At 72.8% G+C, this 20,100-nt stretch carries 20 protein-coding genes and 1 pseudogene; 10 read left to right on the top strand and 11 right to left on the bottom strand.

The genetic code is table 11. The features are described 5' to 3' along the window. The first annotated feature begins 396 nt into the window (after positions 1-396). Positions 397-774, top strand: a complete 378-nt coding sequence (locus tag ACWC9T_RS25640) for a hypothetical protein (RefSeq protein ID WP_449823389.1) — start codon at positions 397-399, stop codon at positions 772-774. Between the two features lie 7 nt (positions 775-781). Here ACWC9T_RS25640 and ACWC9T_RS25645 read toward each other — a convergent pair whose 3' ends face one another. From ACWC9T_RS25645 to sigK, 5 genes are all read right to left on the bottom strand, one after another. Further along, on the bottom strand, positions 782-994 hold the full coding sequence (locus tag ACWC9T_RS25645) for a hypothetical protein (protein ID WP_449823390.1): 213 nt from the start codon (positions 992-994) through the stop codon (positions 782-784). A gap of 211 nt (positions 995-1,205) precedes the next feature. Further along, on the bottom strand, positions 1,206-2,525 hold the full coding sequence (locus ACWC9T_RS25650; protein WP_449823391.1) for a cryptochrome/photolyase family protein: 1,320 nt from the start codon (positions 2,523-2,525) through the stop codon (positions 1,206-1,208). Positions 2,526-2,707: 182 nt separating this feature from the next. Further along, entirely contained in the window at positions 2,708-4,201 is a 1,494-nt protein-coding gene (locus ACWC9T_RS25655; protein ID WP_449823392.1) for an SDR family oxidoreductase, read from the bottom strand. A 90-nt stretch (positions 4,202-4,291) separates the two neighbouring features. Continuing rightward, complete coding sequence (locus ACWC9T_RS25660) at positions 4,292-5,272, bottom strand: MerR family transcriptional regulator (protein WP_449823393.1); 981 nt, start codon at positions 5,270-5,272, stop codon at positions 4,292-4,294. Next, positions 5,269-5,862 carry an ECF RNA polymerase sigma factor SigK gene (gene sigK, locus ACWC9T_RS25665; protein WP_449823439.1) on the bottom strand — a complete coding sequence of 198 codons (594 nt, stop codon included), beginning with the start codon at positions 5,860-5,862 and terminating at the stop codon, positions 5,269-5,271. Before sigK ends, ACWC9T_RS25660 begins: the two co-directional genes overlap by 4 nt. Positions 5,863-6,189: 327 nt before the next feature. Between sigK and ACWC9T_RS25670 the strand changes: the two genes are divergently transcribed. The 7 genes from ACWC9T_RS25670 (at position 6,190) to ACWC9T_RS25700 (ending at position 12,140) form a co-directional block, all read left to right on the top strand. Next, the gene (locus ACWC9T_RS25670) at positions 6,190-7,740 is read left to right on the top strand and encodes an MFS transporter (RefSeq protein ID WP_449823394.1); all 1,551 of its coding nucleotides are present in this window, start codon (positions 6,190-6,192) and stop codon (positions 7,738-7,740) included. Between the two features lie 133 nt (positions 7,741-7,873). Continuing rightward, positions 7,874-8,023, top strand: coding sequence for a hypothetical protein (locus ACWC9T_RS25675; RefSeq protein WP_449823395.1), 150 nt, complete (start codon positions 7,874-7,876; stop codon positions 8,021-8,023). A gap of 99 nt (positions 8,024-8,122) precedes the next feature. Further along, positions 8,123-8,512 (top strand): SCO5389 family protein, encoded by a 390-nt coding sequence (locus ACWC9T_RS25680; protein ID WP_449823396.1) that lies wholly within the window; start codon positions 8,123-8,125, stop codon positions 8,510-8,512. 195 nt (positions 8,513-8,707) lie between these two features. Next, positions 8,708-9,748, top strand: coding sequence for an LLM class flavin-dependent oxidoreductase (locus ACWC9T_RS25685; RefSeq protein ID WP_449823397.1), 1,041 nt, complete (start codon positions 8,708-8,710; stop codon positions 9,746-9,748). 62 nt (positions 9,749-9,810) lie between these two features. After that, positions 9,811-10,533 carry a hypothetical protein gene (locus tag ACWC9T_RS25690; RefSeq protein WP_449823398.1) on the top strand — a complete coding sequence of 241 codons (723 nt, stop codon included), beginning with the start codon at positions 9,811-9,813 and terminating at the stop codon, positions 10,531-10,533. Between the two features lie 79 nt (positions 10,534-10,612). Then, a complete protein-coding gene (locus ACWC9T_RS25695) occupies positions 10,613-11,107 on the top strand; it encodes a hypothetical protein (protein ID WP_449823399.1) in 495 nt (164 codons plus the stop codon). A 25-nt stretch (positions 11,108-11,132) separates the two neighbouring features. Continuing rightward, positions 11,133-12,140 carry an NADP-dependent oxidoreductase gene (locus tag ACWC9T_RS25700; protein ID WP_449823400.1) on the top strand — a complete coding sequence of 336 codons (1,008 nt, stop codon included), beginning with the start codon at positions 11,133-11,135 and terminating at the stop codon, positions 12,138-12,140. Positions 12,141-12,301: 161 nt separating this feature from the next. On the opposite strand, the gene ACWC9T_RS25705 is transcribed toward ACWC9T_RS25700, so the two are convergent. The 3 genes from ACWC9T_RS25705 to ACWC9T_RS25715 all read right to left on the bottom strand — a co-directional run bounded on the left by ACWC9T_RS25705 (position 12,302) and on the right by ACWC9T_RS25715 (position 15,850). Next, positions 12,302-14,377 carry a HEAT repeat domain-containing protein gene (locus ACWC9T_RS25705; RefSeq protein WP_449823401.1) on the bottom strand — a complete coding sequence of 692 codons (2,076 nt, stop codon included), beginning with the start codon at positions 14,375-14,377 and terminating at the stop codon, positions 12,302-12,304. Between the two features lie 229 nt (positions 14,378-14,606). Next, positions 14,607-15,191 (bottom strand): hypothetical protein, encoded by a 585-nt coding sequence (locus ACWC9T_RS25710; protein ID WP_449823402.1) that lies wholly within the window; start codon positions 15,189-15,191, stop codon positions 14,607-14,609. 86 nt (positions 15,192-15,277) lie between these two features. Continuing rightward, on the bottom strand, positions 15,278-15,850 hold the full coding sequence (locus ACWC9T_RS25715; protein ID WP_449823403.1) for a TetR/AcrR family transcriptional regulator: 573 nt from the start codon (positions 15,848-15,850) through the stop codon (positions 15,278-15,280). A 143-nt stretch (positions 15,851-15,993) separates the two neighbouring features. Between ACWC9T_RS25715 and ACWC9T_RS25720 the strand changes: the two genes are divergently transcribed. After that, positions 15,994-16,731, top strand: a complete 738-nt coding sequence (locus ACWC9T_RS25720) for an SDR family oxidoreductase (RefSeq protein ID WP_449823404.1) — start codon at positions 15,994-15,996, stop codon at positions 16,729-16,731. Between the two features lie 209 nt (positions 16,732-16,940). On the opposite strand, the gene ACWC9T_RS25725 is transcribed toward ACWC9T_RS25720, so the two are convergent. Further along, positions 16,941-17,720 (bottom strand): class I SAM-dependent methyltransferase, encoded by a 780-nt coding sequence (locus tag ACWC9T_RS25725; protein ID WP_449823405.1) that lies wholly within the window; start codon positions 17,718-17,720, stop codon positions 16,941-16,943. A gap of 248 nt (positions 17,721-17,968) precedes the next feature. Between ACWC9T_RS25725 and ACWC9T_RS25730 the strand changes: the two genes are divergently transcribed. Further along, entirely contained in the window at positions 17,969-18,685 is a 717-nt protein-coding gene (locus ACWC9T_RS25730; protein ID WP_449823406.1) for a hypothetical protein, read from the top strand. Positions 18,686-18,776: 91 nt separating this feature from the next. Here ACWC9T_RS25730 and ACWC9T_RS25735 read toward each other — a convergent pair. Together ACWC9T_RS25735 and ACWC9T_RS25740 are read right to left on the bottom strand one after the other, a co-directional pair. Then, a pseudogene (locus tag ACWC9T_RS25735) lies at positions 18,777-19,011 on the bottom strand (DNA-binding response regulator); the annotation flags it as partial. Between the two features lie 551 nt (positions 19,012-19,562). Continuing rightward, positions 19,563-20,099, bottom strand: coding sequence for an N-acetyltransferase family protein (locus ACWC9T_RS25740; protein ID WP_449823407.1), 537 nt, complete (start codon positions 20,097-20,099; stop codon positions 19,563-19,565). Position 20,100 lies beyond the last annotated feature (1 nt).

A 20,100-nucleotide genomic window follows, 5' to 3' on the forward strand; every position in this document is an offset into this window, starting at 1 on the left:
TGCAACCCCGCCAGCGCCGCCTTCCACTCCTCGACCTGCCCCACCCCAAGATCAACCACTCGCCAAGTCAACCATGATCAAGTGCGGTTGCAGTACTAGGTCCGGGCCCCGGATGGGTGGTGGGGATGGCGGGGGCGGGCACGGTGTTTGAGAGTGGAGGAGCAGGCAGTCGCCTGCGGCGGTGTGACCGGCGTGTTCCCGAGTGCGGTTGTCGTGCTGGGGCCCGGTGGCCGTCTCCTGACTGGTGGCCGTCTCCCGATGTGCCTCGTGGAAGAGTGGAAGGGTTTGGCAATGAGAAGGTATTCACCCCGCGCTGTGCGCGTAGGTGTGGTTTGCGCTGTGTTGGGAGGGGTTCTGGCTTCCGCTGTACCAGCCGTCGCCGCCCCAGCCGGGCACATGATCGTTGGCGCCGCAGCGCAGGCAGAGGCACTGCCTGCTCCCGAAAATGGTGTCGCCGCGGTCCCGGCAGGTGACACGGGCTCCAGCACACGCAACATCAGTAGCACCCCGAGCGCCGCTGCCACCGTCCGCGCCACCGAGGACGCCTTCTACGCCGTTGCCCGTGCCGCGAACGTCGCCCACCATGCGGCCCTCGACGCGGCCTACTTCACGTACGACTACGGCTACTACGGCGGCGGCGGCTACTACGCCGATGACGCCTACTACGCCATTGCCCGCGCCGTGAGGGTCGCCCACCGTGCGGCCGTCGAAGCAGCAGCCTACGCCGGGGCCACAGGTAAAGCCCTCTGCCCTGCTGGACAGTCCACGTGCTGACCTTCCCTTAGAACAGGGGAACGGCGATGGGGAGCCTGGTCGGGGTGGAGCCGGCCAATCGCGCTTCGGGGAAGGCCACTCTGATTGGAGTCAGGCGACTCCTTGCGAGGCGGGGAGTGTTGGCCGCCATCACCTTGGAGTAGATCACCGGCCACTCGTCGGTGTCCCAGCCGTGCTCGGTCATGTCCGGCCAGGCGCCCGTCGCGACGTCGATGTCCACCGCGCGCAGGACCTCGACGTCGACGCCCTCGCGTTCCGTGATCCCGGTGCTGACGTCGATCAGGCCCTGGTGTGGCTGCGTTCCGGGGAGCGCTTGAGGGTGCAGTTGATGGCCAGGGCCCGTAGGTCGCGGTAGGTCGTGGCGGGGGTGTCGCCGGGCGTCATGTGCTTCCGTTCGTGTCGTTCGGCGGGGTTCGGGCGGGCGGACGGGTTCAGTCCAGCGCCCGGGCACGGCGGAGCCGGACCGTCAGGGCGTCCGGGGCGATGATCGGGTCCGGGTAGTCGGGGGCGAGCAGCCAGGGGCGGTGGACGGCCGGTCCGGGCAGGTGGGCGAGTTCCGGCAGCCACCGGCGCACATAGGTCCCGTCGGGGTCGTAACGGTCGGCCTGGCGCAGCGGATTGAGGATCCGGTTGGGCCTGGTGTCGGTGCCGGTGCCGGCGACCCACTGCCAGTTGAGCTGGTTGTTGGCGACGTCGCCGTCGACCAGCAGGGACAGGAAGTGGGCGGCGCCGATCCGCCAGTCCAGGTAGAGGGTCTTGGCGAGGAAGCTCGCCGTAAGAAGGCGGGCCCGGTTGTGCATCCAGCCCTCGTGGGCGAGCTGACGCATCCCGGCGTCGATGATCGGGTAGCCGGTGCGGCCCTGGCGCCAGGCTTCGGCCTCGTGCTCGTCGTGGTGCCAGTGGTCGTCCCTGGTGCGGTAGTCGCGGTGCGCGGCGTCGGGGCGGGCGGCGAGGACCTGGTGGTGGAAGTCGCGCCAGGCGAGCTGCCGCACGAACGCCTGCGCCCCGGTGCTGCCGCGCTGGAGGGCACGGGCCGTCAGCTCCGCGGGCGACAGGCACCCGAAGTGCAGATACGGGGAGAGCCGGGAGGTCGAGTCGGCTGCCAGGTCGTCGTGCACCTCGGCGTACTCGTCGACGTCCCAGCGGCGCCACCGCGCCCGGGCCGCAACCTCGCCGCCGCGGGGCAGGCCCGGCGAGAAGGGGCCGCTGACGACCAGGTTCTCGCTGCCGATGCCGCTCGGCGTGCGGATGACCCGGGGCGCGTCCAGCACCGTCCGGTGGGGAGTCTGCAGCCAGGCGCGGTGGTAGGGGGTGAAGATCGCGTAGTGGTCACGGCCGACCGGGGTGATCCGGCCCGGTGGGACCACCGTCACGGAGGCGTCGTGGACGTGCAGGCGGTCGCCGAACAGGGCGAGCAACCGTTCCTCGCGCCGCCGGGCGAAGCCGCTCACCCCGGCGGCGACATGCACCGTCACGGCCCTGGTCTCGGCGGCGACCCGGGCGGTCTGCTCGGCGGTTCCGCCGCGGCGTACGGTCAGCCGGGAGCCGGTGCGGCGCAGCGAGGCGTCCAGGTCGGCGAGGCAGTCGGCCAGGAAGGCCTGCCGGTTGGGCGCGGCGAAGCCCGCCGCCTCGACAGCGGGATCGACGACGAACAGAGGCACCACCTGGTCGGACGCGGTGCAAGCGGCGTGCAGGACGGGGTTGTCGTGCAGGCGCAGGTCCTGGCTGAACAAGGCGATCGAGACGGTCATGGGCGGGTCCTTCGCTGGTCCGGGCCGCACCGCGGCCCGCGCTGCTCTGCACCGAGCCTTCGGAGCCGACCGCACCGCGGATTGGTCCGGGTACGGGCAAGGACCCGAGGCAAGGAGCGTGCGGCAAGGACGCGTGCGGCCAGGGTGCGAAGGGTGTCGTTGCCGTGCCGGGCCCGTGCGGCTCACGCCGCCTGATGTGCGCGTTCCGTGATGTTGCGCGCCATGGCGTCGAACACCAGGGCGTGGAAGGGTGCCAGCGACCACCAGTAGGCGTGGCCGGCCAGTCCGTGCGGGTGGAACAGGGCGCGTTGGCGGTAGCGCGCGCCGCCGTCACCATCGGCGGTGACCCCCAGTTCGAGCCAGGCCAGGCCCGGCAGGCGCATCTCGGCCCGCAGGCGCAGCAGGCGTCCGGGCTCGATCTCCTCCACCCGCCAGAAGTCGAGGACGTCGCCGACCCGTAGCCGGTCGCGGTCGCGCCGGCCCCGGCGGAGGCCGGCGCCGCCGGCCAGGCGGTCGAGGGTGCCGCGCAACGCCCAGGCGAACGGGAGGGAGTACCAGCCGTTCTCGCCACCGAGGCCCTCGACGACCCGCCACACGGCGGCGGGATCGGCTGCCACCCGACGTTCACGGAGGTCCTGGTAGAGGCTGCCGCCGGCCCACGCAGGGTCGGTGGGCAGCGGGTCGCTGGGGGCTCCGGGGAGTGAGGCGGAGGACCAGCGGGTGGTGACCCGGGCCTCGCGGATGCAGCGCAGCGCGAGTTCGACTGCGCGGTCGAATCCGGTCAGCCCCGCTGGCGGGTCGGGGATCCAGCGGGCGATGTCGTGCTCGCCGCACACCACCTCGTGCCGCAGGGACTCCACCAGCGGGCGGGCGAGCGGGCCGGGGACGGGGGTGACCAGGCCGACCCAGTGGCTGGACAGGGCCGGGGACAGCACGGGCACGGGCACGATCAGCCGTCTGGGCAGGCCGGCCGCCCTCGCGTAGCGCTGCATCATCAGCCGGTAGGTCAGGACGTCCGGTCCGCCGATGTCGAAGGCCCGGTTGACCTGCGGCGGCAGGGCGGCGGCACCGACGAGGTAGCGGAGCACGTCGCGGACGGCGATGGGCTGGATGCGGGTGTTGACCCAGCGGGGGGTGACCATGACGGGCAGGCGTTCGGTCAGGTAGCGGAGCATCTCGAAGGAGACGGAGCCGGAGCCGATGATGACGGCGGCCCTCAGTTCGGCGGTGGGCACGCCGCCGGCGCGCAGGACGCGGCCGACCTCCGCCCGCGAGCGCAGGTGCGGCGACAGCTCGGCTTCGGGCACTCCGGCGGGCACCAGCCCGCTGAGGTAGACGATCCGGCCCACCCGGGACTGCGCGGCCGCCCGCGCGAAGGACCGGGCGGCGCGTCTGTCGGTGTCCTCGAAGCCGGGCCCGGTGCCGAGGGAGTGGACCAGGTAGTAGGCGATCTCAACGCCCTCGAAGGCGCCGTCCAGGGTCGCGGGCCGGGTGACGTCGCCGGTGGCCACCTCCACCTCGGCGCGCCACGGCTGGTCGCGCAGCCGCCCGGGGTCTCGGGCCAGACAACGCACCCGGTGTCCGGCGGAGAGCAGTTCGGGTACCAGTCGTCCACCGATGTAGCCGGTGGCTCCGGTGACCAGGCAGCGCTGCCCGGTACGGGCTCGCTCGTCCACCTTCCGCTCCTTCCGTGCGGCGGGGGTGTCCCCGCGCTCCGCCGGGCGGGGGCGCCCCGTATTCGGAGCGGGCGGGGACCGGGATTGGGTTCAGCGGAGCAGGTCCTCCAGCTGGTCGAGGGCGGTGGCGAGGTCGCGGGGCCGCAGTGCGCCGGGCGGCCAGCGGGAGCCGGACCACCCCGGTCCGGCGGCCAGGACGACGGGGCGGGTGTGCGCGCCGTGCGGGCCCCAGGTGATGCGGGCGACGCGTGCGGCCAGGGCCCGGTCGGCGGTGCGGGCGACCTGGGACCAGAGCAGGACGGCGGGCGGGCCGGTGCGGCGGACCGCCTCGACGAGCGCTTCGGGCGGCAGGGCGGGGCCGAACATGCGGAACGGCAGGCCGCGGCTGGCGAGCCCCGCGGCGACCGCCTCCAGTGGGAGGGCGTGCAGTTCGGTGGGCATGCCGGCGAGCAGCGCGGCCGGACCGCGTGCCGGGTCCGGCTGGTCGGCTGCCCGGCGCAGGGCGGCAGCGACGTGCCAGGACAGCAGGTGCTCCACCTCCACGTAGCGTTCGCCCTCGGCCGCCCATTTGCGCCCGGCTGCCCGCAGCGCCGGGGTCATGACCTCCGTCCAGGCGATGACCGGGCCGAGGTCCTCGACGCTGCGGCGCAGGATGCGTGCGACTTCGGGGGCGTCCAGGCGTACGGAGGCCCGGGCCAGTCCCCGGCACTCGGGGCGGACGGTGCCCACGGCGAGGGTGTGGCCGCCGGAACCGGGCGCCGCCCCGACGCCGGCCGGGGGCGTGTCCGGGGAGGCGGCCAGAGCGCTGCGGGCGGCTTCGGCCGGCGTCACCCCGCGGCCGGTGAGACGGCACATCTCCTCCAGGACAGCCACGTCGTGCGACTCCCACCGACGGTGCCGCCCGGGGGCATGGTGGGCCGGGCCGATGCCGTAACGGCGTTCCCAGGAACGGATGGTGGTGGGTGAGACCCCGAGCCGGCGGGCCAGGGCCCCGGTGGTCAGTCCGGGCTGAGCGGGCGCGGTCGGAGCGTTCGGGCCGGTCGGACTGTTCGGGGAGGTCGGGGCGGTCACGGCCGCGAGCCTACGACCTGGCGGCGGGGCCCGGCCCGCTGACGCGCGTACGGGCGGGGCGGCGCCTCGGGGATGTCGCCGAGTTGGTCGCGTAGGCGCAGCAGGCCGTCGCGGATGCGGGTCTTGACGGTACCCAGGGGTGCTCCGATCACAGCGGCCGCCTGGGCCTGGGTGCAGCCCCCGAAGTAGACCAGCAGCAGGCACTCGCGCTGGACGTCGGTCAGTGCGGCCAGGGCCCGCCGGACGCGGTCGCGGTCGAGGCTGCCCTCGACCCGGTCGGCGACCTCGTCGAATTCCGGGGTGTAGGCGCGCACGGCGACGGTGCGGTCGCGGTCGGCCGCGGCCTGGGCGGAGCGGACGCGGTCGACCGCGCGCCGGTGGGCCAGGGTGAGCATCCAGGGCAGGACTTCGCCGCGCTCGGGGCGGTAGCGCGGGGCTTCCCGCCACACCTGCCAGAACGTCTCCTGGACGACCTCCTCGGCCTGCGCGTGGTCGCGCAGCACGCGCAGGATCACCCCCAGGACGGCGCCGGCGGTGGCGCTGTAGAGGGCCTCGAAGGCCGGTTCGTCGGCGCGGGCGACGCGGGCCATCAGCGCACGCAGCCGGGCCCGCCCGCCGTCGGCGTTCTCGGGGACGGTGGGCCGGGCGAGCGGCCGGTCGGTGGTTGCCTGCACAATTCGACCGTCGCGCAGCCGCGGCACGGAGGCCACTCGCATCGTTTTCGCAGCGTTTCCTCAGCTGGTGGCCGCTGCGAGAGGGCGCCGCGGCCCGTACCTTGGAGCGATTGTCCGGAAATCACCGCTTGTCCGTAATGAACGGTTGTGTTCACTATCTCCCGGGACTACCGTCAGTGATGGTGCACGAACCCGTCCGTTGCCCAGCCCGTCATTCGCTCCCGAGCCATTGGGGAACCTGCCATGGCCACCTCGCGCGCCCTGGCCACGGCTCCGCCCGCGACCGCACGTCGGGGCCAGCACCCAGGGATTGCCCTCACCGTCATCGCGGCCACCCAGCTCATGGTCGTTCTCGACATCACGATCGTGAACATCGCGCTGCCCCACATTCAGCAGGCGCTGAAGTTCAACACCACCGACCTGTCCTGGGTCATCAACGCCTACACGCTGACCTTCGGCGGCCTGCTGCTGCTCGGCGGGCGGGCGGGCGACATCCTCGGCCGCCGGCGGGTGTTCATCGTCGGCGTCCTGGTCTTCGGCCTCGCCTCGCTGCTCGGCGGGGTCGCGCAGAACTCCGCCTGGCTGCTGGCCGCGCGGGCCCTGCAGGGAGTCGGCGGAGCGATCGCCTCGCCGACCGCGCTGGCGCTGATCGCCACCAACTTCAGGGAGGGCCCCGAGCGCAACCGGGCCTTCGGGGTCTTCTCCGCCGTCGCGGGCGCGGGCGGCGCGATCGGCGTGCTGCTCGGCGGCATGCTGACCTCCTGGCTGTCCTGGCGCTGGGTGTTCTTCGTCAACGTGCCGATCGGCATCGCGATCGCCCTACTGGCGCCGCTGTACATCAACGAGTCCGAACGCCACCCCGGGCACTTCGACCTGACCGGCGCGTTCACCGCCACGGCGGGCATGGTCTCACTGGTGTATGGGTTCATCCGCACCTCCGACCACGGCTGGACCGACCCCGTCACCCTGACCGCCTTCGGCCTCGCGCTGGTGCTGCTGGCGGCGTTCGTGGCGAACGAGCGGCGCGCACGGCAGCCGATCACGCCCCTCCACCTGCTGCGCGACCGCAACCGCTCCGGCGCGTACGGGCTGATGCTCTGCGTGGCCGCAACGATGTTCAGCATCTTCTTCTTCATCACCCTGTTCCTGCAGGAGATCCTCGGCTTCAGCCCACTGCGGGCTGGCTTCGCCTTCCTCCCGATCAGCGTGGCCGTCATCGCCGCCGCCCAGTTCGCCGCCCGCAACCAACTGCGCTTCGGACCCAAGCCGTTCCTGGCCACCGGCTCGGTCCTGGTCCTCGCCGGAGTCACCTGGGCGAGCCGGATCGACATCAACAACACCTACGCGCCCGGCATCCTCGGGCCGACGCTGCTGTTCGGCTTCGGGATGGGCTCGATCTTCGTGCCGGTGATACTCACCGTCGTATCCCAGGTCGCCACACACGAGACCGGCGCGGCCACCGGCATGCTCAACACCACCCAGCAGGTGGGCGGTTCACTGGGCCTGTCGATCCTGGTCACGGTGTACGGCACGGCCAGCCGCAACGAGGCCCAGCAGCAGGTCGGGAAGTTCCTCCAGCAGGCCACCCCGCAGCAGGCCCTCCAGTTCAAGGCGACCGGCAAGCTGCCCGCACCGTACTCCTCGGAGGTGCTGGTGCACGGCATCTCCCGCGCCTTCCAGACGGGCCTCGTCTTCGCAGCAATGGCTGTCGTCATCACGATGTTTGTGATCAGAGTCCGCACGTTGCCGGCTCCCATCGGCCGGTCAGAGCACGATGCGGAAAGAGACGCGTAGTCCGGTCTTCCGCCTCCGTCTCGATCTCGGGGCGCCCAAGCCAGGCGGAACCTGGCCGTGGACCTGAAGGACGCCGGCTGCCGGGCACGGTTCCTGATCCGCGCGGGACGGGAAGTACCCGCAAGCGTTCGACGTGATCCTCGCCGACGCCGGGATCGAGACCGTGCTCACCGGCGTCAGCCTGGTGTTCGCGGCGCCCGCGGTGGTGACCGCGGCGTCCGTCATCGAGGGTCCGCGGCAACCGGTGCCGCCGCACGTCAGCCCTTCGGGGGGCGGCACTTGACAGGTCGTCGGTCATCCAGGAGAGTCCTTATGCAAATGGTTTTCATCTTCGCTAATTACCCCCAGTGCGCACCAGCACGCTCCGCGAAAGAGGACACCCATGTCGCTCAACGTCTCCCCCGCCCTCCTCGACCAGGCCCGCACCGGCCACGTGAACGAGGCCGACTTCCTCGACACCGTCCGCAGCTCACTCCCTTACGCCTACCAGGTCGTCGCCGGGCTCAGCACCGAACTGGCCGCCGGAGAAGCCGAGTTCACCACCGACAACACCACGCCCAGCGACGAGGAGCGCGCCCAGCTGCTGCGCGCGCTGGCCAGCAACGCCATCCGGGGCAGCCTGGAGGACCACTTCGGGGTCAAGCTCGCCTTCGTCAACTGCCACCGCGTCGGCGCCTTCCGGCCCGGCGCCGAGGACAGCGAGGCGTACCGCGAGTTCACCTCGCTGCACAACCAGATCCGCAACCAGAGCCCGGAGCTGCGCAGCTGCTGAGCCCCCGGCGGTCACGGCGGGCCCCCGCCCCACCGGCGGGGGCCCGCCCCGCGCGGCCCGGTGTAACGCCCCGTTGCAGTCCGGTGTCCGGGTCGCGCGTCGATCTTGTGGCACCGCGCACGGTCTGCGTACGTTCGACGGGCACCACCCGACCGGCCCTCCCCGGGCCGCCCGATCCCACGCGGAGCCGCCACCATGCCGCCCTCCTCCCGCCCGCTGCAAAAACTCGGCTTCCTGACCATCGGGCTCTTCGACGAGGCCGACCCGCGCCGGGGCCACGAGTCCACCCTGGAGCTGATCACCCTCGGCGAGCAGCTCGGCTTCGACAGCACCTGGCTGCGCCACCGCCACCTCCAGTACGGGATCTCCTCCCCCGTCGCCGTCCTCGCCGCCGCCACCCAACGCACCAGCCGCATCCAACTCGGCACCGCCGTCACCCCGCTCGGCTGGGAGAACCCGTTGCGCCTCGCCGAGGACCTCGCCACCGTCGACCTGCTCTCCGGCGGCCGGCTCAACCCCGGCTTCAGCGTCGGCCCGCCCGTCCACTACGAGCAGGTGCGCGGCGCCCTCTACCCCGACACCGGCGAGGACGAGGACTTCGGCTACCGCCGGGCCGAACGGCTGCTCGCCCTGGTCCGCGGCGAGGACGCCTCCGACTTCGCCGGCACCGAGGGCATCGAGGAGTACTCGCGCCGGGTCCAGCCGCACTCCCCCGGCCTGGCCGACCGACTCTGGTACGGCGCCGGCAGCCTGCGCTCGGCACGGTGGGCCGGCGAGCAGGGGCTCAACCTGCTCACCAGCAGCGTGGTCAAGCCCGAACAGACGGACTCCGCACCGGACTTCGCCGAGATCCAGGCCGAGCAGATCCGCACCTTCCGCGCCCTGCACCCTGACGGCGAACGCGCCCGGGTCTCCCAGGGGCTGGTGCTCATCCCCACCGACAGCGCGACCCCCGAGCAGCGGGCCAAGTACCAGGCCTACGCCCTTGCCCGCACCCCGCGCGCCCTCACCCCGCAGGGCCCGAACCGGCTGCTCTTCGCGCCCGACCTGGTCGGCAACTCCGAGGAGCTCGTCGAGCGGCTGTACGCCCACGCCGGGTTCCGGGAGGTGGACGAGGTCGCCGTCGCACTGCCGTTCACCTTCGAGCACGAGGACTACGTGCAGATCCTCACCGACCTCGCCGCTCGACTCGGGCCCGCCCTCGGGTGGGCACCGTCAGCAGTCGGGCAGGGCTGAGCGGCTGACCCGTCGGTGCGGCGGAGGGGAGCCGCACCGGCGGGTCCCCTACCGTCGCGGGCATGCATCTGTTGCGTCCGCCGGAGACGCTCCACGACACCCCCGGTACCCGGCTGAGCCACGGCGGGCTGCTGGACACCCCGGCGGGGCTGTTCACCGTGCTGGCCCTGGAACACCGCCCGGTGCCACCGGTCGCCGGGGCCGCCCTGCCCTGGCTGGTCTACCTCACCCTGCCGGGGAACTCCCATGGCATCCTCGCCCTGCCCGACATCCGCAACGACCGCGAGTACGGCGTCGAGTTCGTGATCTGCCGGTTCGGACCGGTGTCCGACCGGGACGGCCTGGCGCTGGTGATCCGGCACGCCTTCCTGCCGCGCCAGGTAGGACTGTTCCTGGACGCCCCGGCCGTGCCGTCGGTGCAGGCCGTGCTGCTCGCCGAACCCGCCGGGATCGGCGCGGCCGGGTCGGGGGGCGTGCGGGTCTGGCACAGCGGCGTCCTGCAGGTCGGCGGCCTGCTGCACACCCACCTGGAGGCCACCGCCGAGCGCCCCGGGCTGCTGGCCGGGCCCGACTGGGACGTCTCCCCGAACAGGCCCCCCGGCACCCCGCGGCCGATGGAGGTCCGGGCCGAGCCCGTCGGCAGCTACCGGGGCGGCACCGGTCAGACGGGCGAGCAGCACTCCGGCGTCGACGCACTGCTCACCGTCCCCGAGTCCGACCTGCGGCTCAGCTGGACCTGCCACCCGCTCGGAATCACCAGCACCTCGGTGATTCCCGTGAGTTGATCCGCAACCGGTCCGGTCGCCGTCGCGTCCCGAGCGGATGCCAACGGCCGAACGGCCGGACAACACTCCGGGGCAAACCATGACCGGGCCGCACGGCGCCGTCCCCGTACCACCGCCCCTGCAGCCCTGCCCGAACTGCGGGCTCGCCGACCACGTCCTCAGTGTTCCGGCCATCTACCGCTCCGGGCGGACCACCGAGACCGTCCGGTCCCGCAGCCACGACCATCGCAGCGAGACCCGCGTGGCCGTCAGCGACCTCGCCCGAGCACTGGCCCCGGCCCCGGACCGGCAGCCGGGACGCGTGCCGATCGTCCTGGGCGTCTTCGCCCTCTTGGGGGCCCTCGCGGCATTCCTCCTCGCCACCGGCGAGGACCAGTTCGAGGCCCACCGGGTCCGGCTCTCCGGCGAAACCGTCTCCGACGACTCCTCCTCCAACGTCGCAACGGGTCTGGACGGCCAGCGTGGAAGCGGCCGCCGCAGCGGCGCCGCCGCTACGCGTGGTCGACGGGGAGCCCCGACAAGGCCTGGTCAGATGACTAAGCGCTTGCTTACACTCGACTCCTTGCCCTGCTGAACCCGAGTACGCCCCAGGAGACGCCATGACCGGAGTGAACCGCCAGATCCGCCTTGCCCACCGGCCGGTCGGGGAGGTCCGGGCGGAGGACTGGGCGCACGGCGAGGAGCCCGTGGGCGTACCAGGCGACCGCGAGTTCCTGGGCCGGACCCGGTACATCTCGCTCGACCCGGCCATGCGGGGCTGGCTGGATGACCGCCCCTCGTACCTGCCACCGGTGGGCCTCGACGAGGTGATGCGCGCCAACTCGGTGGTCGAGGTCGTCGCGTCCAACCACCAGAAGTTCCAGGTCGGCGACCATGTCGTGGGCGCCTTCGGCGTCCAGGAGTACGCGGTGTCGGACGGCAAGGGAGCGCTCAAGGTGGATCCCGCGCTCGCGCCGCTGTCGACCTACCTCGGGGCGCTCGGGATGCCCGGGATGACGGCCTACTTCGGGCTGCTGGAGGTCGGGGCGCTCAAGGAGGGCGAGACCGTGGTGGTCTCCGGCGCCGCCGGGGCCGTCGGCACCCTGGTCGGGCAGATCGCCAAGGTCAAGGGCTGCCGGGTGGTCGGGATCGCGGGCGGGCCGGAGAAGTGCGCGCTGCTGACCGACGAGCTCGGCTTCGACGCGGCGATCGACTACCGGGCCGAGGACGTCCGCAAGGCGCTGCGCACCCACGCCCCGGACGGCATCGACGTCTACTTCGACAACGTCGGCGGCCCGATCCTGGACGCCGCGCTGACCCGTCTGGCGATGCACGCCCGGGTGGTGATTTGCGGCGCGATCAGCCAGTACAACAACGAGAGCGCCGTGCAGGGCCCGTCCAACTACCTATCGCTGCTGGTGCGGCGGGCCCGCATGGAGGGCTTCGTGGTCTTCGACTACGTCCGCCAGTACCCGACGGCGGCCGCCGAGATCGCGGACTGGATCGGCGACGGCCGGATCAAGGTCAAGGAGCACCTGGTCGAGGGCACCGTGGACGACTTCCCGGAGACCCTCGGGATGCTGTTCCGCGGCGAGAACACCGGCAAGCTGGTGCTGCGCCTGGCGTGAGAACTCGGCGCCGCCCTCCAGGAGGGTTCGCACGGTGGCGGCGTCCCCGGCGGTGACGGCTTCGGTCAGCTCCATCCGGCGCACGCCATCCGGGAACGGGCCGGGACGGCGATCGATCGATCGATCAATCGACCGATCGATCGATCGCTTCGGCCCACCTTTCAGATGCCGGCCAGGACAGCTCGCAGCCGCTCGTCCTCGCGGATGATGCCGTTCGCGAGGACGTAGGTCACGAGGCGCCGGTCCCCCTCCGCGAGTTCGGCGACGCGCAGCCGCTGGTGGGTGCTCAGGGCGGTGGCGCCGAGCGTCCGGAGGGCCTCGCAGGCGCCCTCGACGTCCGCTCCGGTTTCGGCGGCGTGGAGGGCCGCCTCGGCGAGCCGGCCGAGGTCGACGGTGTCGGGGTCGGCGACGTCCAGCAGGGCGAGGGCGGCGGCGGGAGCCTTCTCCGGGTCGGCGAGCAGGTGTTCCAGACGCGGGACCAGGGGCCGGGCGGCCGCGCCGAGGCGCCTGGTCGCGCGGAGCGTACGGACGACGGTCCAGCGGTACCAGAGCTGGTTTCCGGCTGTGCGGTCCAGGACGGAGGCGAGGATCGTGACGGCCTCCTCGGCGTCGCCGTCGATCTGCCAGAGGGCGGTGGCGATCGCGATGTCGAGGTCCAGCTGCGGGGTGGTCGGCTCGGCGTCCTCGCTGACCGCCGCGCGCAGCGCGGGGAGCAGCCCCGCGGCGACCGCGCCCAGGTCGGCGGCGGCCTGGGCCGCCTCGACGGCGTCACGCGGAACGGCCAGTCCCTCGGTGGCGGCGCGGAGCAGGACGTCAGTCTCGCCGGTGAGGTTGTGGTGGGCGCGGGCCGCGAGGAACCCGGTGGCGGCCCGCAGTACGGTGCCGGCCCGCTCGCGGTCGGCCTGCGGACTGTCGGCGGCGACGGCCGCGATGGCGGAGGCCGCGTACTCGAAGCGCGGCAGTACGGCGAACAGCTCGGGCAGGGCGGCGGCGGCCTGGGGGCCCCACTGGCGCAGGAGGTGGACGAGGTCGGCGGTCTCGTTGCTGCCGAGCCCGTCGACGGCCAGCCGCTCCCGGACGGCGGCGAGCAGCTCCGGGTCGCAGGGGAAGGCGGGGGCGTGGAAGCCGCCCGCCGCGTCGAGCGCGTGCGGGCGGCGGTGGAGGTCCCGGGCCAGCAGCGGGGCGGCCTGGCAGGGCGCGACCCGGACGAGCACGGCCAGCGCCCGGTCGGCCGCCTCGTCGTCCGGCTGGGCGGCGAGTTCGGCGAGGACGGGCGCGGCCTCGCCGACAGCCGGGCCGAGCTTGGTGAGGACGGTCACCGCGAGGTCCTCGGCGGCGAGCGCGGCGATGGCCGGGGCCAGCCGCTGCGGGGCGCTGCGGGAGAGGTAGCAGGCGTGGTCGGCCGCCGAGATCGCCTCGGCCCGTACCTCGGGGCGCCCGTCCCGCAGGGCGGCGTCCAGCACGGCGAAGGCGCTCTCGCGGTCGGCCTCGGTGTCGCGGCCCAGCAGGCTGTCGACGACGGTGTACAGCCCCTGACGGCTGTGCACGCCGTAGCGGTCGACGGTGAGTCCGCGCACGGGCAGCAGGTCGAGGACGGCGTCGTGGTGGGCGTCGGTCCACGGTTCTCCGGCGTCCAGGGTGGCGTAGATCGCGGCCAGTCGCAGCGGCGCGGGCGTGGACCCGCCGAGCAGCGCCCGGGCCTCGGTGGCGGCGGTGGAGAGGTCCACCCGGCCGAGGGCGATGAGCAGTTCGGCCCGGACGCCGGGATCGGCCTCCGCCGCCCAGCGGCCCCACAGGGCGGCGGGGGCGGCCTCGGCGTCCCGGGTGCGGCCGAGCGTCCAGGCGGCGAGCGACCGGACGTCCACCTCCTGGTGCGCCAACATCGTTATCAGCACCGGGATTTGGTCGGCCACGGCGGCCCGGACGACGTCCGGCGCGATCTCCCACTCGTCGTCACTCTCGGCCAGGCCACCCAGCAGGCAGAGGATTTCCGCCGCCCCGTGCTCGGCGGCGGCGGCGATCCGGGCGAGATAGGGGACGGCGTCCACACTGGCGGAGTACACCGTGCCCTGGTGGAGGATGCACGAGTACAGCTCGGAGATCGCCTCCTCGGCGTCCCCACCGCCCTCGGCCAGGGCACGCAGCAGGTCGGGCAGGTCCTCGGCGGGACCGTAGGCGTGTGAGACGGAGGCCCAGGGGTGGGCGTCGAGGCCGGCGAGGGCGTCAGCGAGATCCATGGGCGTGATCTTCACAGCCGGTGCTGACAAGCCCCGTCGGCGGCCCGTCGCCAGGGGCCCGTGCCTCGGGGTGTTCCGGGTAGCGGCGCCGGTGGTCGACCGGCTGCAGGTCCTGCCAGCGGTTGCGGTGGACGCCGTGGCCATCGGGTTCGAGCACCGCCGAGCCGGGCGTGGCGGCGAGCTCACGGGCGTCCGGCCTGGGCCCCTCGCGCCCGGATGACCGGACGCCTCAGCCGCGAGGCGGCAGGACCTCGATGATCTCGGCGATTCCGATGGGAGGCCGGGCCTCGTGCATCGTGATCACGTCACCGGGCTCCAGGTGCCGCCACTGCTCGGGCCGCAGAGGAGCGAGCCGAACAACCGCCGTCTCGCCAGGGCCGAGTTCCGGCGCGAACTCCACCCAGAGTCGTGCGATGTCCAACGCTCGTTGTCCGTCTGCGGTGCGGCTACCGATGTCCCACAGAGGCCTGAGCCGGCCGTCCCCGGAGAAGGCACTCCGGCGGCCACCCTCGTTGGCTCCCAACAGATTCAGCGTCGCGCGGATGGTGCCGTGCTCGACTTCCCAGCCCCGCCACTCGCACCAACGGCGGCTGCGGTCCAGCATCATCTGCCGGGAGGCCTCGGCGAGCATCTCCCAGAAGGCGATGGACACGGGGTGGACGTCCGCGATCTCCAGGAGCACGTCGAGCGCCATCTCCCATTCCTGGAAGCCGATCTCCTCGCGAACATCTCCGACCGTCTGGCCGTTCTCTGCCACGGCGTCCTCGGGCAGCAGGTCAACAGCCCGCCGAAGGAGCGTGAATGCGTCATCCATGCGGTGGATTGTGGCCTGGTCCCGGGCGCCTTGTCACAGGCGGCGCGGCGAACCTCAACGCGCCGGGCCGCTTCAGCTTCGTGTCCTCACGGGCGGACCGTGAGGCCGTCCAGGGTGAGGTCGAGCAGGCGCTCTGCCTGCTGTCGGTGTTCGGCGCCCGCCGAGGTGAGGGCGATGCCTTCGAGGGCGGCGCCGATGTCGGTGGGCCTGATGTCGGTACGGATCGTCCCGGCGGCCGCGCACGCGTCCATGAGTGAGGCGATGGCGTCCTGGATCATTTGCCGGCTGTGACCGTAGGGGTTGCCCCCCGTCGCGGCGATGGCGCGCAGGGCGTCGATCATGCCGTACTTGGCGGTGACGTAGTCCAGGAAGAGACGTGTCCACGCGCGCAGGGCCTCGTCAGGTGATTTCTGTGCGAGCAGGGCGGGGGCCGCGTCGCACAGCTGGGCCAGCTCGTTGCGGTAGACCGCCTCGACCAGAGCCTCCCGGGTGGGGAAGTTGCGGTACAGGGTCGCGCTGCCCACGCCCGCGTCCTTGGCGATGCGCTCCATCTGGGCGTCCAGCCCCTGCGTCGTGAACACGCGCACGGCAGCGGCGAGGATCTTTTCCCTGTTGCGCCGTGCGTCGGCCCGCAACGGTCGGTGTGCTTCGTCGGCCATCGGTGCCCGCCGTCCCCTCTCAGGTGCCCTTCGACATTGCCAAACGGAGGCGTCCCCACTTAGCCTGAACTAAGTGGGCGCGCCCCCGGTTTCACTCTAGGTCAACGCACTCGCGTGCGCACACCCAGGAAAGGAAGCTGACCATGTCAGGCATCCAGGGCAAGGTCATCGCGATCACAGGCGCCAGCAGCGGCATCGGTGAGGCGACCGCGGCCTACCTCGCCGGAAAGGGCGCCCGGCTCGTGCTCGGTGCCCGCAGGGAGGACCGACTGAACACGGTCGTGGACCGCATCACGGCCAACGGCGGCACCGCCACCGGCGTCATCGTCGACGTCACGCGCCGCGAGGACCTCCAGCGCCTGACGGACACGGCCGTCGACCGCTTCGGCCGGCTCGACGTCCTCGTCTCCAACGCGGGCACCATGGCCGTCTCGCCGTTCGACGACCTGCGCCAGGACGACTGGGACGCCATGGTCGCCACCCACGTCACCGGCCTGCTCAACGGCATCGGGGCGGCCCTGCCCGTCTTCCGCCGGCAGTGCTCCGGCCACTTCGTCAACGTCGGCTCCACCGCGGCCTACGTCGTCAAGCCCCCGCAGGCCGTCTACGCGGCCACCAAAACGGCCGTGAAGGTACTCACCGAAGGTCTGCGCCAGGAATCGGGGCCCGACCTGCGCGTCACCCTCGTCTCGCCCGGCTTCACCAACACCGAGGGCATAGGCAAGGGGGCCAGCCCCGAGGTCGCGGCCGCGATGACCCGGCAGCGCGACGAGATCGCCATGCCGCCCTCCGCCATCGCCTCCGCCATCGGCTACGCGATCGAGCAGCCCGACGGCATCGACGTCAGCGAGATCGTCGTCCGGCCCACCGCACAGGCCTGACAACGCTGCGGGAGCCACTCGCACCACACGCCGTGGCCGCAGGCTCCGCCCGGGGCCACCGGGTGGTCGCACGGTGGCCCGCCACCGCGCGCACGGGGCCGAACTGCGCCGCCACCAGGCGGAGCTGGCCAAGGCGAGCCGACCGAAGAGCGGATCCGGCCGGATCGTGGCGGCCGCCGAGCCTCGCGCTCGGGCCGGAACCTGATGCCTCACCGCCCCCGGACGCGCAGCACGCCGGTCATCATCGGCAGGGTGAACTCGCCGTGGGCGGTCTCCGGTCGACCCGCGAGGAACTCGCGGATCCGGCCCAGCGCGGCCTCCCGTTCCGGCTCCGGCATGACCAGCATGCCCGCACGCGTCCCGAGGGTCTCGACCAGGGAGTCGGCGGTGCGGCGCTGTCCGTGCGGGAACAGGGCCTGCTCCGGCGAGCCGAAGCGGGCCGCCGCACCGTTCTTCGGAAGGTGGGCGCCGGCCGTCTCGGCCCGCCAACTCGCGGGCGTGTCACGCGGACCGATGGCCGCGCTCCCGCTGACCCGCGCGAGCCCGGCGACCCACTCGGCCCGGTCGTCCATGACATTCCACAGGCCGGCCAGGACGCCGCCGGGGGCGAGCACCCTGGCGATCTCCGGTCCCGCGACGGCCATGTCGAACCAGTGCATGGCGTTGCCGCTCAGCACGGCGTCGACGGAGGCGTCCGGCAGCGGGATCGCCTCGGCACTGCCCGACAGGGCACGGACGGCCGGCAGCGAGCAGCGCAGCTCGGTCAGCATCGCCGGGTCGGGCTCGACGGCGATGACCTCGACGCCCATCGCGATCAGCGTGGCGGTCAGCTTTCCGGTTCCGGCACCGAGGTCGAGCACGCGCGGGCCGGGCGCGGGGTCGAGCGCCCAACGCACCGCGTCCTGCGCGTAGTCCGGACGGTGCTCCGCGTACGCGGCCGCCGCCGCTCCGAACGACGAGGCGTGAAGTAGCCGTTGATCGTTATCCACACAGTCACGCTAGCGGCGCCGCCGACGGTCGACCACCCCCTTCGGTACTTCGGTGACGGCCACCCGGATGACGCAACCGCCCGCACGGTGCCGCCCGGGTCGTAGCAGTCCGGTGACATGGAACGTTCAATTCCGTCAATTGTTCGTACTACCTTCGATTCTGCACGCCGCCCCACGGCTTCCCGGTCCCCGTCCGAGAGGGAGCAGGCAACGCGCACCCTCACCCGTACTGCGCTCAGGAGAACCGCATGCCCCTCTCGACGACCCGCCGCACGACCGCTGCCCGCACCCTGGCCGGCACCGTCCTGACCGCCGCACTGCTGGTGCCCGCCGCGACGGCTTGCAGCTCCACGTCCGACGCGCCCAAGAGCACCGCATCAGCGCCCGTGCCCGCGCCCGCCACGACCACGCCAGCCACCACGCCGGCCGCGCCCGACACCCACGACACCACCGCCCCGGCCGCCACGCCCAGCGCGCACAACACCGCCGCACCCACCACGACGCCCAGCCCCCACAACGCCACCAAGCCGGCGGCCACGACCAAGCCGGCGGCCCCGGCCCGCACCCAGACCCTGGTGGACGGCAGCACGGCCGAGATCCGTGACCTCGGCGCCCAGCGCTTCCAGGCCGAGATCGTAAACGCCGGTCAGGTCCTCGCCACGCTGGAGACGAACGGCACGGACGCCGGGCTCGACGCCAACGACATGTTCGTCGTGCTCTCGATGGACGGAACGGTCCACTCCTGGATGGGCGGAGGGCACCAAGGACCGGGCACCTTCAACCTCGCCGGCGGCTGGACGGCCAAGGTCACGAAGGTCGGCGACCTCCGGTACCTCGCGGAGATCACCGGCCACGACAACGAGGTGGACGGCACGCTGGAGGCGAACCAGCACGACGCCGGCGGAGTCGCCAACGGCGTCTACCTCGTGCTCACCGCCGGCGGTGAGATCAGCGCGCACATGTGAACGCCCCAGCCTAAAGCGGAACCTTCTTGCCAACACTTCAACAGAAACCGGCAAAGTGCAGAGATCACTCAACAGCACTCAACTCCCAACGGTTCACCACCCCCGCACCCCAGCGGGAGGCGTTGAGGATGTCGCGCTCGCGGGCGGTGAGCGGTGAGGCGCCAGCGGCGAGGGTGGCGGCGGCGAGTTCCGGGTCCACCCCCCCGCTCCCCGGCCGCGCCCCGGCGGATGGCGTCGGCCAGCACCTCCGCCGGGGCGTCCCTGACCACGAAGCCGAGCGCGCCCGTCTCCATGGCGCGGCGCACGTAGCCGGCGCGGCCGAAGGTGGCGGCGCGGGCCAGTTCACCGTTCGCAGTCGAAGTCGGTCACCCTCGTGTCCACCCTCGTGTCCCCCTCTCAGAGCGTGGCGACCAGCGTACGCAGCTGCCTTCCGTTGATCACCACGGCCACACCCAGCAGCGCGAGGCCGCACAGGCCCTGTTCGATCTTCATCCAGACCGGGAAGGCGCCCGGCACGGCGATGATCGCGACGATCGCTGATCATCACGGCCGAGAGGATCCGTAGCCGCCGGAAGGCGCCGCGGGAGCCCCCGGCCACGCGGACGGCGAGCAGCAGGGTGAGGGCGGCGCTCGCCACGACGATCGTGCCGCGGATCCACACCGCCGGGGTCACGACGTCGGTGTGGGAGCGGAGGACGAAGGCGACCGCCAGCGTCAGCACGCTGAGGCCGAGGTAGGCGGTCACGAGCCGCCGCACGGTGCGGAAGGCCTGACGGGTGTCGGGGTGGTGCAGGTCGGTGGAGGTCATGCCCTCATCGTGGCCGCCGGCCCGGCCCGCCCGGCAGTGTGCCGGCACACCTCCGCACCATGACAATTGTCAGCCCCCGGCTCGGGCCAGCTCGGGGTCCAGCAGGCGCACCATGTGCAGCTTGGCGACCGCCTGTCCGTCGACCATGACGGCCCGCGGTTCCCGGCCCCACACCTCGAAGCCGCAGGAGGTGTAGAGCCGCACCGCCGGTTCGTTGCCCTCCGAGACGGTCAGCAGCACCTGGCGCAGCTCGCCGTCCTCGACGGCCAGCCGCAGCACGTGCCGCACCAGGGCGCGGCCGATTCCCCGGCCGCCGGCCGCGCGGGCCACCGCCATGCCGTACAGGGTGGCCTTGTGCCGCTCCTGGCCGCGCTGTTTCACCCGGAGTCCGGCGGTGCCGAGCAGCGTGCCGCCGCCGTCGAAGGCGCCGAGCAGGGCGCCGGGCCCGTTCTCGGCCTCCGCCAGGCGCTGGAGCGTGGCGGCCATCGGTTTGGCGCACTCCTCCGCGTAGCCGGAGGTGAAGGCGCTCGGGGTCTCCCGCAGGGCGGTGAGCCGGAAGGCCCGGTACGGTTCGGCGTCCGCGGGGCCGAGGCGACGGACGGTCACG

This window comes from Kitasatospora sp. NPDC001159 (assembly GCF_053598235.1).